We start from the raw sequence: 15,023 nt of genomic DNA, 5'->3' as shown, positions 1-15,023 counted from the left end.
TTATTCGAAAATCTGCTGAATAACTTCGAGTGAATTGGGTGTTTTAAAATCGGTAATGTGATAATGATAATAAACCAGCAAACTATCTAGAAAGGATTTTCTCATCACCTGCGGAATCTTTATTTCGTAAGGATTTTGGGAAGATAAAATTAATTTCCACAGCAGAGAATTTTCATTATCGAATAGGTGATGGGCTCCTATATTGGAAAATGTTCCTGTTTCGGGGTCAAGATAATTTCCTTCGGCTAAAAGAGGGGCAACTCCTTGAATTTTTAAAACTTTAACCAAAAGAATAAGATGACAACGGTAGTTTTGTCGACCAAGCTCAAAGATAAATTCATCAATGATATGAAAGATATTCGGGTTTTTATTTTCGTTTCTTAAAATCTGATTCAAAAAATCGGCAATAAAAAATATAACCGTATTGGCTTTGATGTCTGTATAAACATCATTTGCTTCTACGATTTCTAATTTTGAAACCGTTTGAATTCCATTGCTTTTTCCTGAATTAACAGAAAAATTAAGCTTATTTAAAGGAAGCAAAAATGCCTTTTTCTTATTTGTTTTGCTATAAATTCCTTTCAGAAAATAGGTTTGAAAACCGTCTTCTTCGGTGAAACAATGGAGAACTGCATCGTTTTCTCCATATTTTATGTATGAAAGTAAAAACCCGTTTTGTGAAATCATTAATTGACTACCGCTATTTTTGCTGTAGCTTTATCTGAACCGTCTTCGTTGGTCATCAGGACAAAATAAATTCCGGAAGCCACTCTTTTACCCTTCTGGTTATTAAGATTCCATTCGTAATATCCTGTTCTTGCAATGGCAGAATGTACAAGGTTTCCGGCTGCATCGGTAATTCTGATGTTTGTTTTTTCGGCCAAGCCTTTGATAGTTACATTGCCTTTAAACTGGGAATAAACCACAGGATTCGGATAAACCAAAACATTTCCAAAGTCTTTAGTTACATCTGCAACATCGCCTTGGTAAGTAACAATTCCGTCAAAGGTTACAAAATAAACTTTACCAGTCTTTTTATCAATTTTAATATCTGTAACGGTATTTGTAGGAAGTGGAGAGTTGTCTTTTGTAAAGTGTTTAATCGTTTGTTCTCCCGATGCAGATAGATAATAAACTCCTCCTTCTTCTACAGATACCCATTTTTGGTTTCCTCCATCTACTTCAATATGTAAAATTGTAGCATCTCTGAAAAGTTCTTCAGCCAGTCCACCCTGTTCAATTACAATTGGTTCGAATTTGGGATCGTTTTTTATTTCGGCTGCTGCATTAGGCAAAACTCTTAATCCTCCTTCAGTTCCAACCCATGCATCTCCTGATTTATCCATAGCAAAAGAAATTGTATTTGCCGGAAAGCCGTTTGATTGATCTAGATAATATTGTGTATCATCGGAAAGACTTGCTGTCTTTTTTGTATCATAGACTAAGAAATTGACAGTTCTCGGTATAGGAATCCACAGTAAATCATTACTAAAAACAGGATACTGAATTCCAGCACTGACATTTAAATCTTTTAATAAAAAATTGTCTGTTGCTCTGTCATAATGCGCTAATGCAGCCGTAGGACCTGAATAACCAATAGTTGCAAAAATATTATTTTGATCATCAGAAGTAAAACCTACAGGTCTACGAACAAATTGATTTTCTGCAGCTAAGTCATAACGTTTTACAAATTCTAAATCTTTAGAACTTGAATTATATTTCATTTTATAGATACCGTAGCCAGGATTAAAATTATAATTTGAAAAAAATATCTCTCCAGAATTGGCAGGATCAGGAAAAGCGTCTATTATATTAAAAACTGTAGGGCTTCCAACAAAATAAGAAGAATAAATCCATTCTGTTCCTGTAAAATAATAGAATCCAGGATTTTTGGGATTAATTTGTGGTTCATTATATCCGTTTGCTCTAATTCCTGTAGAAACTAAAAGTTGATTATCATTAAATAATCTTATTTTGTAAGAATCATTGAAATAAGGGCCATCTGGTTTGTAGGCTATATTATCATCGGTTTTAACTCCAGAAAGTTTAGTCCCACCATATACTTTAGAGCCAATTGTTGTGGCCGTATTGCAGCTTTCTCCTACACTTGTAGTTCCTCCGAAATTTCCATTGGTGTTGTAAGTATAAATTCTGCTACCATCTGTAATGATGATATTGTTTGAATTAACAACCACGTCATTAATTCCTCCAAAAGCTTGAGTGAGAGGAGTTGATATTCCGTTATTGTAAATATATGTCGCAGTGGCAGATGAAAACGCTAAAACTGATTCAGAATCAATATTGGTGAAGTTTCCGGGCATTTCTGTTGCCCAGGTTGTAAACACAGGAAAAGTGGTATTCATTTCATGGGTTTTCAATCCTGTATTGGTTGCTGCAAAAACTTTATTTCCTAAAATGGTCGCTTCATTACTGGCTTGAAAAACACCTCCGTTAATAAAGAATGCAGAATCAGCAAATTCTTTCTTTTTTAAATCAAAAATAGAAACTCCATATCCTACAGAAACTACCGCTTTATCTCCGGTAATAGAAATGTGATTAATTTTTTTGCTTCCATTATAACCTGTTGCAATAGGAATATCTACTACATACGTTACCCCTTGTGGAGTAATAATGTCTAATGCTCCGTTTTGATACCCTACCAGACCAATCTTGGTTTGTGGATTGTAATCAAAAGCAGAAATTTTTACATCATGAAGACCATTGGCTTTTGACAGCTTAGTGATTTCTCCTGAAGAAATTGTATAATAAAAAATCCCGTTTTCTGTGGCGGCAACGATTTTTCCGTTATCTTCTTTCATCGCCAGAACATTGTTGTAAGAAAACAAGTCTGCCCATTTTTTTGAAGAAATATTCTGCGCATTTACAAACTGCAACGCTGCGAAAATACCAAAAGAAAGTAATGAGATTTTTTTCATATTATACTTATACTGTTATACTGCTGTCGATTGCCTGGTTGTTCCAAGAAATCTGTTTTACATTTTTATTTGAATCAAAAAAGAAGTCTATTCTGCCTAAAAGAAGACCTGCCCAACCTACCTGGTTTACCAAAACGTTTTTCCCTTGTCTATTTTTAAAGGTTTGAGGTTCCGGTAAAAAAGTATGCGTGTGACCTCCCAAAATTAGGTCAATATTTTCTGTTTTGGAAGCTAAAATTTTATCACTTATTTTTTCAGGTTCATCTTTGTAATCATATCCGATGTGAGAAAGGCAAATCACAAGGTCACACTTTTTCTCATTTTTCAGAAAATTAGAATAATGTTGCGCCACATCAATAGGGTCAGACCATATCGTTTCTCCGTATTGCTTCTTGCCTACTAAACCTTCAAGCTGAATTCCTACTCCAAAAATTCCGACTTTGATGCCGTTTTTGTTGAATATTTTATACTGCGAAGTTTTTCCGTCGAGAATTGTATTTTTAAAATCATAATTCGAACAGATAAAAGGAAACTCTGCATTAGGCAAAACCTTTAAAAATCCATCTAAACCATTATCGAAATCATGATTTCCCATCGTTGAAGCATCATACTTCATCATTGACATTAGTTTAAACTCCAGCTCGCCACCAAAAAAATTAAAATAAGGTGTTCCCTGAAAAATATCTCCAGAATCCAGCAATAAAAGATTGCTTTCTTCGCTTCTGATTTTCTGTATTAAACTTGCTCTTCTCGCAAAACCACCCTGATTAGGATTTTTAGTATAGCTTTCGTCAAAAGGTTCTATTCTGCTGTGTTGATCGTTGGTATGAAGAATCGTTAATTTGTGGGCAGATTTGAAAGAATTTAAACTCAATTCTTCCGCCATCATCAAATTGGGAGCTAAAGACATTGCTAAAGTTCCGCCACCTATTGTTTTTAAAAAACTCTTTCTATTCATTATTTCTTCCCAATAAAATTTAAACGGATATCTTCCTTCGGATTGATTTCTGCATTTTTCTTAAAATAATCGATAAATAAATCTCTCAATTTAATTCCTGTAGGAATCGATTCTCCTTTACTGAAAAATTTCATATTATCACCTCCCAAAGCCAGATAATCAGACGTTGCAATATAATAATCCTGAGTTGGATTCACCACTTTCCCGTTAATTAAAGTTTTGGTCAATTGTCCGTTATTGGTTTCTATGTATAAATGAGAAACCGGATTATTTACCTGAGTTTTTGCATAGTAATCAAACAAGCCCTGTACATCTGAACCTTTCATTTTTACAATGATCACTTCATTTTCAAAAGGCATAACTTCGAAAACATTTTTTAGAAGAATATCTCCTTTCCCAATCGTAGTACGGATTCCACCGATATTGATTAAGGCAGCATCTACGTTTTTATTGAGATTCGCTTTTACCCAAACATCGGCTCCGTCAAAGGTATAATCTGCTAAAAGATTTCCCAGATTGCTGTTGTCACCTTCTTTTGTAAGGTCTACATTGGTGTAAGAGATTTTTTGATTCATCTCTTTATTGAGTTTCAGAGTGTAAGGCTCGATAAATTTCGCAAAACCTTCATCGTCCTTCAGCTCTTTATTAATAGAAATGTTTTTCTGTGTCTGCACATTGGCAACCTGCAACGATGTCGTTTTACAGGCTGTGAGTGATAACAAGGCAATTCCTAGCAATAAGAATTTATTTTGCATAATATCTTTAGTATATGCAAATATAATTATATGTATAATAAAATAAGATTAAATATTGTAAATTCTTGTATGAAATTATTAAATTTGGGGAAAATAATTCGAACAGATGAGCATTTTAAAAGGAGTAGGTGTTGCTTTGGTAACACCCTTTAATGAAGATTTATCCGTAGATTTCGAAAGTTTGACAAAACTTGTTGAGTTTAATATCGAAAACGGAACCAACTATTTAGTAGTATTAGGAACTACAGCGGAAGCTGCTACACTTTCTTCAGACGAGAAGAAACAGGTAGTTGAACACATCATTAAGGTGAATAATAAACGTCTTCCTTTGGTTTTAGGAATTGGCGGAAACAATACTCTTGAAGTCAAACAGCAAATCGAAGAAACTGATTTGTCAGATTTTACGGCTGTTTTATCGGTATCTCCTTATTATAACAAACCTAATCAGGAAGGGCTTTATCAACATTATAAAATGTTGGCTTCTACCGGAAAGAATATTATCATTTATAACGTTCCTTCAAGAACCGGACAAAATGTAGAAGCAGAAACTACTTTGCGTTTGGCAAATGAATTCCCGAATTTATTCTTAATTAAAGAAGCTGCACCAAATATTCTTCAGTATTTTGATATTTTGAGAAAAAAACCTGAAGGATTCAACTTAGTTTCTGGAGATGATGAATACACACTTCCTGTAACTTTAGCAGGTGGAAACGGTGTGATTTCTGTAATCGGACAAGGGTATCCGAAAGAATTTTCTACAATGGTTCAACTTGCTTTTGAAGGAAAAGTAAAAGAAGCGTACGAAATTCATAATAAGTTGGTTGACATTACAAGACTTATTTTTGCAGAAGGAAATCCTTGTGGAATTAAAGTTGTTTTGGCAGAAAAAGGATTAATCAAAAATTATTTGAGACTTCCATTGGTTGCTGCTTCAGAAGGGCTTTATGCGAAAATAAAAGCTGAAATGGCGAAAATTTAAGAAGGTGAATTGTCAAAAAATCAATTGTGAATTCTTAAACTATAAATATTTAAAGTGAAAAGTATAATGCTTTTCACTTTTTTAATCTTAGTATTTAACTATAATTTTTTTAAACACATTAGTTTCTTTAAGTGAGTGAGTCGAATGTTGAAAAGAACAAATTAGTCTTTGAAAATCTTTGATTTTCGTCTTACGTGTTCTTAATATTTTCAAAGTAATGAACTGAAAAACTTAAGTGTTCTAATGTGTTAAACGATTTTTTTTAATTTATAAAGCATGAAAATAATCAAAGCAACAGAAGAAAATATCCCTTTAATTCAGGATTTAGCCAAAAGGTCTTGGGAAAATGCCTATGCAGAAATTTTATCTATTGAGCAGATGCAATATATGTTAGATACAATGTATTCTCAATCCGAAATTTCGGCACATTTGAAAAGCCCAAATTATCATTATTATCTCGTTTTTGATGAAAATTCAAATGAATATGACGGATTTATTGGTTTTGAAAATCATTACGAAGACAACACAACCAAGCTTCACCGTATTTACCTGGTTCCTGAAAGTAAAGGAAAAGGATTAGGTAAAAAAACGCTTGAGTTTTTGAATGAAAAAACTTTAGAAAGCGGCGACAACAGAATTATTCTGAACGTCAATAAGCATAATTCAGCGAAAAAATTCTACGAATCTCAAGGCTATAAAGTGTATGATGAAGGCGTTTTTGATATTGGAAATGGATATGTGATGGATGATTATTTGATGGAATTTGTCATTGCAAAATAACGCAGCAATCTATTGATTTGGATGAGATTGCTATGTCGTTCGTTTTCCTTTCTTCGTAATGACAAGGCAATCTTATTTGAATTTTTTTAATTCTAAGAAATCTTACTCCACTTATTTTTCCCTTTATAATTTTGGATATAATAATTTTTAATAATTTGATGATCGGTTCCTGATAAATGTGGATCTGTTTCTAAGATTTTGTCGACCATTTTTTTTGTGGTTTTAATGATGGGCGCATCGTTGACCAAATCGAGTCTTTTAAAATCAACAACACCGCTTTGTTGAGTTCCCAAAATATCACCGGGACCCCGTAATTGCATATCGACTTCAGAAATTTTAAAACCATCATTGGTTTCGGTCATCGTTCTGATCCTTGTTCGGCTTTCGGCAGACATTTTATCGGAAGTCATCAAAATACAATAGCTCTGTTCGGCTCCTCTTCCAACTCTTCCACGAAGCTGGTGAAGCTGTGAAAGGCCAAATCTTTCAGCACTTTCAATCACCATAACCGAAGCATTCGGAACATTTACACCGACTTCAATTACGGTTGTTGCGACCATGATTTGTGATTTTCCCGAAGCAAAATAATTCATTGCGGCATCTTTCTCATCGGGTTTCATTTTCCCGTGAAGCATCGTTACCTCATAATTCGAAAAGTTATCCATAATATGATCCAAACCTTCCATCAGATTTTTATAATCTAAAGTTTCAGATTCTTCAATCAACGGATAAACAAAGTAAATTTGTCTGCCTTTTCGGATTTCTTCGTGACAGAAATGATAAACATAAGTTCTGTCTTTTTCTCTTCGATGAGCAGTAATAATTGCTTTTCTTCCCACTGGCATTTCATCAATCACTGAAACGTCGAGATCCGAATAAAAGCTCATTGCCAAAGTTCTTGGAATCGGAGTTGCGGTCATCACCAAAATATGAGGCGGAATTTTATTTTTTGCCCACAGTTTGGCTCTTTGAGCGACCCCAAATCGATGTTGCTCATCGATAATTGCCAAACCAAGATTTTTAAATTTCACCTTATCTTCCAAAACAGCATGAGTTCCTACCAAAATAGAAAGTTCACCATTTTCGAGTTCTTCGTGAATGATTTTTCTTGCGGAAGCTTTTACCGAACCTGTCAAAAGACTGACTTTAATTTCTGTGTCTTTCAGTAAATCTTTAATTCCGTTGTAATGTTGTTGGGCAAGAATTTCTGTGGGAGCCATCAAACAGCTTTGAAAACCATTGTCTAAAGCAATCAACATCGTTAATAAAGCGACCATCGTTTTTCCTGAACCTACATCGCCCTGCAAAAGTCTGTTCATCTGAATTGGCTTTTTCATATCCATTCGGATTTCCTTTAAAACTCTTTTTTGAGCTCCTGTAAGTTCAAAAGGAAGATGATTTTCATAAAAACCGGTAAAATGATCCCCAACAATCGGAAACGGATTTCCTACAGATTGTGTTTTATGATGAAGCTTTTTTAAAGCATATCCTAGCTGAAAGAAAAATGATTCTTCAAACTTTAAACGTTGATTCGCCTTTTCAAAATACTCTAAATTTTTTGGAAAATGAATGTTTAAAAAAGTCTGTTGCCTCGATAAAAATTTCATCGAGCTCATTATAGATTCCGGAAGGTTTTCCTGAATAAGACTAGGGATTTCTTTGCAGATATTTCTCAGAATTACCTGAAAGAATTTTTGGTTTAAACCTCTTTTCGTCAGTTTTTCAGAACTTGGATAAATGGGTCTTAGTCTATTGTCTTTTTCTTTGTTTTCATCCAGTTCTATTTCCGGATGTGGCATCGAAAACTGATTGTTGAACGCATTTATTTTCCCAAAAATAAAAACTTCACGGTTTACAGGAAGTTGCTCTTTCAGCCATTTTGAATACTGAAACCAAACCAAATCCATGCTTCCGGTATCGTCATTGAATTTTGCGGTCAGTCTTTTTACTTTTCCGGTAAGAATTTCCTGTACATTGGAAATTTTTCCTTTTAGCTGAATTTCAATATTGCTTTCCTGAAGTCCGTTTACTTTGTAAACTTTATTTTTATCAATATAGCGAATAGGGTAGAAGTTGAGAAGATCTTCCACCGTAGAAACGGCCAACACATTTTTAATGAGTTTGGCTCGTTCAGTACCAATTCCTTTTACATATTCTATGGAAGTTTCTAAAGTCATTTTCAGGGTTTCGAGATGTCGGTTTCGAGTCTTTTTTCTTTGTTTTTGAATGAAAAAATAAAAGCTCGAATTTCGGTAAAATAAAAAAGACTTCCAAAAAAATGGAAGCCTTAATTATATGTTTTAAAACGATTATTCTTTTATTTTAGATCTAAATTTTTTCTGATAATCTTCCCAGTCTTGTTTGGTTTTTACTTTTTTGTATAGATCATTTGATATAAAATCAAGATAAGGTTCTAATTCTTTGGCGGATAATTCGCCCTGTAACATCGTGATCGGATTTCCTTTGTCATCAAGAAAAACCGTACTTGGTACTGCATTTACATTCATGTATTGAGTGAATTCATGCAATGAATTTCTTCCTTTCTTATGAGAAGTATTTTCATTAGAAAATTTTCTTCCGAAGATTTCTATCGTTTGTTTGTCTTCAGCATTAAATTTTACGGGATAATAATTTTCATTTAAAGACTCATAAATTATGGGATTTCCATAGGTTTTTTTATCCATGATTTTGCATGGTCCACACCAATCTGCATAAAAGTCGATGAGAATTTTCTTAGGTTGCGTTTTCTGTGCATTTAATGCTTCTTCAATCGTCATCCATTTTACCTGCGCAAAACTGAAGCTGATAATGAAAAGAAAAAGTAGGGTGGATATTTTTTTCATGATTTGATGTTTAAATGAAAAAGCAAGCTCTATTTTACCTCTTGCATAAGCTTTTTAATGAATGGTGATATCAAAATCAGTACCACACCGGCAATTAATGCATAAATAGCAAGCTGGTAATAACCGTCTGTATAAGACTGTAACTTAGATACTAAATCATTTCCTGTATTTGATTTTGAAATTTCAGCACCCAGTTTTCCTGCCGCTAACTGACCGAAAGCACTTGCCAAAAACCAAAGCCCCATCATCATTCCGAATAATCTTTTTGGAGATAATTTGGTAATAATCGACATTCCGATTGGGCCTAAACAAAGCTCTCCGATGGTTGTAATCAGATAAGCGAATGCAAAGACATTCAGTGAAGTAATTCCCTCTACATTAGCAAAAAATTTGGTGTAATAAAATATATAAAATGAAGCAGAAAGGAATAAAAATCCGATTCCGAACTTAATTAATGTATTTGGTTCTAGTTTTTTCTTTGCCAACCAAAGCCAAAGTAGACCAATAATTGGACTTAAAATAATAACAAAAAGAGTATTTGAACTGTTGTTAACCACATTAGGATCCATATTAAAACCTAATAAATTGTGATCTAAATTGTCTTTTGCAAACAGAGATAATGAGCCACCACTCTGTTCATATATCGCATTGAATAAGAAATAGAAAAATATAAAAGCAAATGCAGCAATCAACTTTTTCTGAAGGCCAGAGATCTTTAATCTCACCAATTCGTAAATGAAATATCCTACAGCGATAACTCCAATGGTATACATGAAATAGTCTGTGTAATGAGTATTTTTTACCATAATGAAAATCAAAGGAATACTTAATATAGAAAGCACATAAACGCCGATTTCTCTTATTTTTCGTTTTCCCGGTTCCATATTTATTAATGGAGAATTACCAATTGGTCCTAAGTTTTTCTTGGTGAAAAGAAAAGTAAGTAAACCGATAACCATTACTATAGCTGCCGCAAGAAAACATAAAGTCCAAGAATGATATTTTCCTAAATAGATACAAAGAGCTCCTCCTAAAAGTCCACCAATATTAATTCCTGCGTAAAACATTCCGTACCCTGCGTCTCTTCTTGGATCTTTTTCATCATACAATTCTCCAACCATGGATGAAACATTGGGTTTGAAGAATCCTGTTCCGATAATGGAGAATGCAATTCCGTAATAAAATAAATCTTTTGGAGAAAAAGCAATTAATAAATTACCTAAAATCATGACAATACCTCCGAAGAACAAAGATTTTTTGAATCCTAAAATTTTATCTGCAAAAATACCACCTATGAAAGTGAAAGCATATACAAAAGCCTGGATTGCACCATATTGAAGATTGGCTACATCATCTTTTAATAAAAGTTGATCTACCATAAAAAAAGTAAGAACACCTCTCATTCCGTAAAAACAGAATCTTTCCCACATCTCGACGGTAAAAAGTGTCCATAATTGTTTTGGGTATTTTCCTTTGAAATTTTGTATTTCTTCTAAAGTTTGGCTCATAATTTTATATGTAATTATATTTTAGTTTGATTTTTATCTTCCTGATCAAGCTCAAAACGAATTCTGTCTTGATCAATAATTTGTTTTAATTCTTCTTCTCTCGGAAGGTATAATAAATACTTGCTTGCGAATAGATTGTTTTTATCATTTAAAACAGAATATTTTACGATGGTTTCATCTTTTTCAGAACATAAAAGAATTCCTATTGTAGGGTTGTCGTCATCGCCTCGTTTCAGATCATCATACATTCTTACGTACATATCGATTTGTCCAATATCTTGATGTGAAAGTTCCCCCGTTTTTAAATCAATAATGACGAAGCATTTTAAAATATAATTGTAAAAGACTAAGTCTATGTAAAAATCTGAAGTGTCTGTGGAAATATGTTGCTGTCTTGCTACAAAAGCAAAGCCTTTCCCAAATTCTAAAAGAAATTTTTGAATATGGTCGATAATTCCGGTTTCAATTTCTTTTTCTGAAATTTTTTCATCAGATTTTATTCCTAAAAATTCAAAAATATAGGGATCTTTTAAAACACTATGAATGGTTTCGTGTGAGGATTTTTTATGCTGTAAAACTCTTTCGTAAGCAAGAGAATTGATTTGCCTTTTCAGATCTCTTGAGCTCCAGTTATTTTGAATAGATTCATTGAGATAATATATTCTTTTTTGATTATTTTCTTGTCTTAAAAGCAATCTGTAATGAGTCCAGCTCAATTCGTGACGCACTGCGTCACGAATTGGAAATATATTGTAAAAAGAGCGCATATTTCTCAAATTGCTTTCATCAAAACCTTTCCCAAATTCTAAAGTAAGTTTTTTTGAAAGCTTTTTTAAAGTATATTTTCCGTATTCTGCTCTTTCTTTTCCTTTTTGCTCGTCTTCAACAATTAATTGTCCGATTTGCCAATACGTTAATAATAGAGTAGAATTCGCAATACGAAAAACTTTTTCGCGCGAGTGATTAATAATTTCCTTTATGGATTGAAACAAAGAATCTTCAGAAACTTCCATTATACGAATGTAAAAAAAAACCTCTGAAAAAATCAGAGGTTTAAATATTATTTTGATGAAAATACTTTTTATTTTACGCCGTGCATCATTTTGCTGATGTACTTGCTTAGTAAAAGAAGCAATACTCCACAAACAATTACAAATCCTGAAATGTAAGTGAATACTTGTCCTGCTCCTAAAGTTTCTACAATGGATGCTAAGAAGCCTCCGATGAAGTTGGCAATTGAAGAAGACAACATCCAAACTGCCATTAAGATTGAAGCTAATTTAGGTGGAGATAATTTAGTTACTACAGATAAACCTACAGGTGAAAGGCAAAGTTCACCAATCGTATGTAGTAAGTAAGTCATAATCAGCCACATAATTCCCGCTTTGTTTGCGATGTCAGCAATGTCTCCGTTTGAATTTCTTTCTGCAACTGCTCCAAGCATAAACCAGAAACCAATTCCTAAGATAATCATACCAACACCCATTTTTACAGGGGTAGAAAGTTTTTTACCTAATTTAGAACTCCAGAATATTGCAAATAATGGTGCTAAAGTTACAATGAAGATAGGGTTAACCGACTGAAACCATGATGTAGGAATTTCAAATCCGAAAACATTTCTGTTGATAAATTTATCTGTATATAAAGATAAAGACGATCCAGCCTGTTCGAAACCAGCCCAAAAGAATACTGCAAATAAGAATAAAATAAAGATTACTGTAATTCTTTGCCCTTCTTCAGGTTTAGTTAATGGTTTTCCTGTAACAGGGTTAATTGAACTTGCTTCTGTTGATTTTTCATCTGTAGAAGAGTTTTTAACAGGTTTAGAACCCAAATCTCCCAAGTATTTTTGTGCAAAAGTATTAAATACAATCTGTCCTAAGAACATTCCGACTCCGGCAGCCAAGAAACCATATCTGTAACCGTAAGCGATAGATCCGTCTGCATTGGTGGTTGCAAAAAGGTTATCTGTAAAATAACCGATAATAAAAGGTGCAATTAAAGCTCCTAAGTTAATTCCCATGTAAAAGATAGAGAATGCAGAATCTCTTCTGTCGTCACCATCTGGATATAACCCCCCAACTAAAGTGGAAATATTAGGCTTAAAGAAACCATTTCCTATGATTAGTAAAGCTAAACCGATGTAAAGCCCTGTTGTAGTATTCATTCCGAATAAAACAAACTGACCAAGCATCATGGTGATACCACCGATTGTAATTGCTAGACGTTTTCCTAAAAATTTATCAGCAAGCCAACCTCCGATTAATGGTGTAAAATAAACAAGCCCTGTAAAATATCCATATAAAAGTGTGGCATTCTGCTCATCCATTCCTAATCCTCCTTCAATTAATTTCTTAGTTAAATAAAGGATCAAAATTGCACGCATTCCATAATAAGAAAAACGCTCCCACATCTCGGTGAAGAACAATAGGTACAAACCCTTGGGATGTCCTTTCTTCTGTACTGTATCCATATTTGATTGTTAAATTTCTGTTAAGACCCACAAATATAGTTTTTTTTGAGTTTTTGGCAAGGTTTTAATTTTATTTTTAAAATAAAAAAGCCGCAGAATCATCTACGGCTATTTATTTCGAATTTCAGAAGGTTAATTTACTCCCTTTTCTTTCATGATTTTATTAAGTCTTTTTAATATGGAAAGCCCAAGTAATGTAGCTAGAAGCAATAAACCAAAATTGACGATGAAGAAATTAGCTTTATTGTCATAATCGTACCAGAAGCTCGCTAAAACTCCGGAAAGTTTGTTTCCGATTGATGTTGAAAGGAAAAATCCACCCATCATCAAAGCTGTTAATCTTGGTGGTGAAAGTTTTGAAACCAAAGATAATCCCATCGGCGAGAGACAAAGTTCTCCCACTGTGATTACTCCGTAAGCAGCAACCAGCCATAAAGCTGATACTTTTACTAGACCGTTTTGTCCGGCATAAACCGCTCCAACCATTACCAAACAAGATAATGCGGAGATAAATAATCCTAAAACAATTTTTGAAGGAGTACTTGGTTCTTTCCCTTTTTTACGAAGCATCATGAAGAATGCAACGACAACGGGTGTTAGTAAAATTACCCAACCCGGATTGATGGACTGGAATAATTCTGTGTTGTAAAGATTAACTGTTTGTGAAGGATTAGTTTCCAGTTTTGCTTTATCTGCGGCAGAAATATTTCTGAAATAAATATCTTTTCCTTGTTCTTTTAAAGCTTTGCCATTTTTGTCTTTTTTTACCTGATATTGATCATCATAGACAGAAACTTCTTTGTCTAAGTAATCTTTTTTATCAACCAAATAAATGGCTTCTAAAGGTTTTTCTATAGTTGCAGGAACTGTTCTTTCGGTATAGTAATTCGCCCAACGTGTTAAAGCGGTTCCATTTTGTTTGAAGACGGCCCAGAACATTAAGCTTACCGCAAAAATTGCAAGCAAGGCTCCAATTGGTTTTTTATCTTCTGCATTTGCCTTTACATAAAGCATTACATAGAAATAAATTACCGGAATACAAGCGAAAATAAATGCATCTGTACTGTCACTTCCAAAAATATTATTTGGAATAAACCAACCAACAAGTCCGAAAATTACTGCAGGTAAAAAAACTTTTACTAAAACATCAGAAATTTTAGTGTCTCCTTCCTGTGCAGGTTTCAAAACATTTGCCTGAAGAATATGCTGTCTTCCAATGGTAAAAACCAAAAGTCCTACAAACATTCCTACTCCCGCTGTCATAAACGCCGGTCCCCATCCGTATTTGTTACGCATGAAAGCAGCAATAATATTACACACAAAAGCTCCAATGTTGATTCCCATGTAGAAAATATTGTATCCTGCATCTTTATTCGCTTTATAAGGTTCTTCGTTGTATAAATTTCCTAGAAGTGTAGAAATACTAGGTTTAAAAAATCCGTTTCCAATAATAATTAAAGCTAAAGAAGCATAAAATAAAGGTAATTCTTTGAAGAAACCAATCCCGAGATAACCCAATCCCATCAAGAATCCACCAATGTAGATTGCTTTGATGTATCCTAAAACTCTGTCGGCTAAAAATCCACCTAAAAATGGCGTTAAATAAGTTAATGCGATAAAAGTTCCGAAAATATCATCAGCGCTTTTATCATCAAAAGCTAATCCTCCTTTTTCGCTGTCAATCATGTAGAGTACGAAAATTCCGAGGATTAAATAATAGCCGAAACGCTCCCACATTTCTGTGAAAAATAGATAGGGAAGCCCTTTAGGATGTTTGGTTTTCATGTATAA

At 33.6% G+C, this 15,023-nt stretch carries 12 protein-coding genes; 2 read left to right on the top strand and 10 right to left on the bottom strand.

Going from position 1 to position 15,023, the window contains the following annotated elements; translation table 11 throughout:
• From recO to B5X64_RS05140, 4 genes are read right to left on the bottom strand one after another with little or no spacing between them, the layout of a single operon-like run.
• Positions 1–687, bottom strand: a complete 687-nt coding sequence (gene recO / locus B5X64_RS05155; RefSeq protein ID WP_079464223.1) for a DNA repair protein RecO — start codon at positions 685–687, stop codon at positions 1–3.
• Positions 687–2,936 carry a type IX secretion system anionic LPS delivery protein PorZ gene (gene porZ, locus B5X64_RS05150; protein WP_079464222.1) on the bottom strand — a complete coding sequence of 750 codons (2,250 nt, stop codon included), beginning with the start codon at positions 2,934–2,936 and terminating at the stop codon, positions 687–689. The genes recO and porZ overlap by 1 nt, the downstream gene beginning before the upstream one ends.
• 7 nt (positions 2,937–2,943) lie before the next feature.
• Positions 2,944–3,894, bottom strand: a complete 951-nt coding sequence (locus tag B5X64_RS05145) for a bifunctional metallophosphatase/5'-nucleotidase (RefSeq protein ID WP_079464221.1) — start codon at positions 3,892–3,894, stop codon at positions 2,944–2,946.
• Positions 3,894–4,649, bottom strand: a complete 756-nt coding sequence (locus B5X64_RS05140) for a 5'-nucleotidase C-terminal domain-containing protein (protein ID WP_079464220.1) — start codon at positions 4,647–4,649, stop codon at positions 3,894–3,896. The genes B5X64_RS05145 and B5X64_RS05140 overlap by 1 nt, the downstream gene beginning before the upstream one ends.
• Positions 4,650–4,755: 106 nt before the next feature.
• Here B5X64_RS05140 and dapA point away from each other — a divergent pair, with 106 nt between their 5' ends.
• Both dapA and B5X64_RS05130 read left to right on the top strand, forming a co-directional pair.
• The gene (dapA, locus tag B5X64_RS05135) at positions 4,756–5,628 is read left to right on the top strand and encodes a 4-hydroxy-tetrahydrodipicolinate synthase (RefSeq protein WP_079464219.1); all 873 of its coding nucleotides are present in this window, start codon (positions 4,756–4,758) and stop codon (positions 5,626–5,628) included.
• Positions 5,629–5,904: 276 nt separating this feature from the next.
• The gene (locus B5X64_RS05130) at positions 5,905–6,408 is read left to right on the top strand and encodes a GNAT family N-acetyltransferase (protein WP_079464218.1); all 504 of its coding nucleotides are present in this window, start codon (positions 5,905–5,907) and stop codon (positions 6,406–6,408) included.
• A gap of 92 nt (positions 6,409–6,500) precedes the next feature.
• On the opposite strand, the gene recG is transcribed toward B5X64_RS05130, so the two are convergent.
• From recG to B5X64_RS05100, 6 genes are all read right to left on the bottom strand, one after another.
• A complete protein-coding gene (gene recG, locus B5X64_RS05125) occupies positions 6,501–8,636 on the bottom strand; it encodes an ATP-dependent DNA helicase RecG (protein WP_228418751.1) in 2,136 nt (711 codons plus the stop codon).
• 81 nt (positions 8,637–8,717) lie between these two features.
• Positions 8,718–9,251 carry a thioredoxin family protein gene (locus B5X64_RS05120; RefSeq protein WP_079464216.1) on the bottom strand — a complete coding sequence of 178 codons (534 nt, stop codon included), beginning with the start codon at positions 9,249–9,251 and terminating at the stop codon, positions 8,718–8,720.
• 29 nt (positions 9,252–9,280) lie between these two features.
• The gene (locus B5X64_RS05115; protein WP_079464215.1) at positions 9,281–10,759 is read right to left on the bottom strand and encodes a peptide MFS transporter; all 1,479 of its coding nucleotides are present in this window, start codon (positions 10,757–10,759) and stop codon (positions 9,281–9,283) included.
• A 14-nt stretch (positions 10,760–10,773) separates the two neighbouring features.
• Complete coding sequence (locus tag B5X64_RS05110) at positions 10,774–11,772, bottom strand: PDDEXK nuclease domain-containing protein (RefSeq protein WP_079464214.1); 999 nt, start codon at positions 11,770–11,772, stop codon at positions 10,774–10,776.
• Positions 11,773–11,840: 68 nt separating this feature from the next.
• Complete coding sequence (locus B5X64_RS05105; RefSeq protein WP_079464213.1) at positions 11,841–13,232, bottom strand: peptide MFS transporter; 1,392 nt, start codon at positions 13,230–13,232, stop codon at positions 11,841–11,843.
• A 132-nt stretch (positions 13,233–13,364) separates the two neighbouring features.
• Positions 13,365–15,017 carry a peptide MFS transporter gene (locus tag B5X64_RS05100; RefSeq protein WP_079464212.1) on the bottom strand — a complete coding sequence of 551 codons (1,653 nt, stop codon included), beginning with the start codon at positions 15,015–15,017 and terminating at the stop codon, positions 13,365–13,367.
• Positions 15,018–15,023: the final 6 nt, after the last annotated feature.

It is taken from the genome of Chryseobacterium balustinum (assembly GCF_900168205.1).
Taxonomy (GTDB): domain Bacteria; phylum Bacteroidota; class Bacteroidia; order Flavobacteriales; family Weeksellaceae; genus Chryseobacterium; species Chryseobacterium balustinum.
Note: the sequence above shows the minus strand (reverse complement) of the source record. Positions and strands in the feature narration are given on the sequence as shown.

Coding starts and splice junctions, on each gene's coding strand:
- recO (WP_079464223.1), bottom strand. CDS start 687: ATGATTTCACAAAACGGGTTTTTACTTTCATACATAAAATATGGAGAA.
- porZ (WP_079464222.1), bottom strand. CDS start 2,936: ATGAAAAAAATCTCATTACTTTCTTTTGGTATTTTCGCAGCGTTGCAG.
- B5X64_RS05145 (WP_079464221.1), bottom strand. CDS start 3,894: ATGAATAGAAAGAGTTTTTTAAAAACAATAGGTGGCGGAACTTTAGCA.
- B5X64_RS05140 (WP_079464220.1), bottom strand. CDS start 4,649: ATGCAAAATAAATTCTTATTGCTAGGAATTGCCTTGTTATCACTCACA.
- dapA (WP_079464219.1), top strand. CDS start 4,756: ATGAGCATTTTAAAAGGAGTAGGTGTTGCTTTGGTAACACCCTTTAAT.
- B5X64_RS05130 (WP_079464218.1), top strand. CDS start 5,905: ATGAAAATAATCAAAGCAACAGAAGAAAATATCCCTTTAATTCAGGAT.
- B5X64_RS05120 (WP_079464216.1), bottom strand. CDS start 9,251: ATGAAAAAAATATCCACCCTACTTTTTCTTTTCATTATCAGCTTCAGT.
- B5X64_RS05115 (WP_079464215.1), bottom strand. CDS start 10,759: ATGAGCCAAACTTTAGAAGAAATACAAAATTTCAAAGGAAAATACCCA.
- B5X64_RS05110 (WP_079464214.1), bottom strand. CDS start 11,772: ATGGAAGTTTCTGAAGATTCTTTGTTTCAATCCATAAAGGAAATTATT.
- B5X64_RS05105 (WP_079464213.1), bottom strand. CDS start 13,232: ATGGATACAGTACAGAAGAAAGGACATCCCAAGGGTTTGTACCTATTG.
- B5X64_RS05100 (WP_079464212.1), bottom strand. CDS start 15,017: ATGAAAACCAAACATCCTAAAGGGCTTCCCTATCTATTTTTCACAGAA.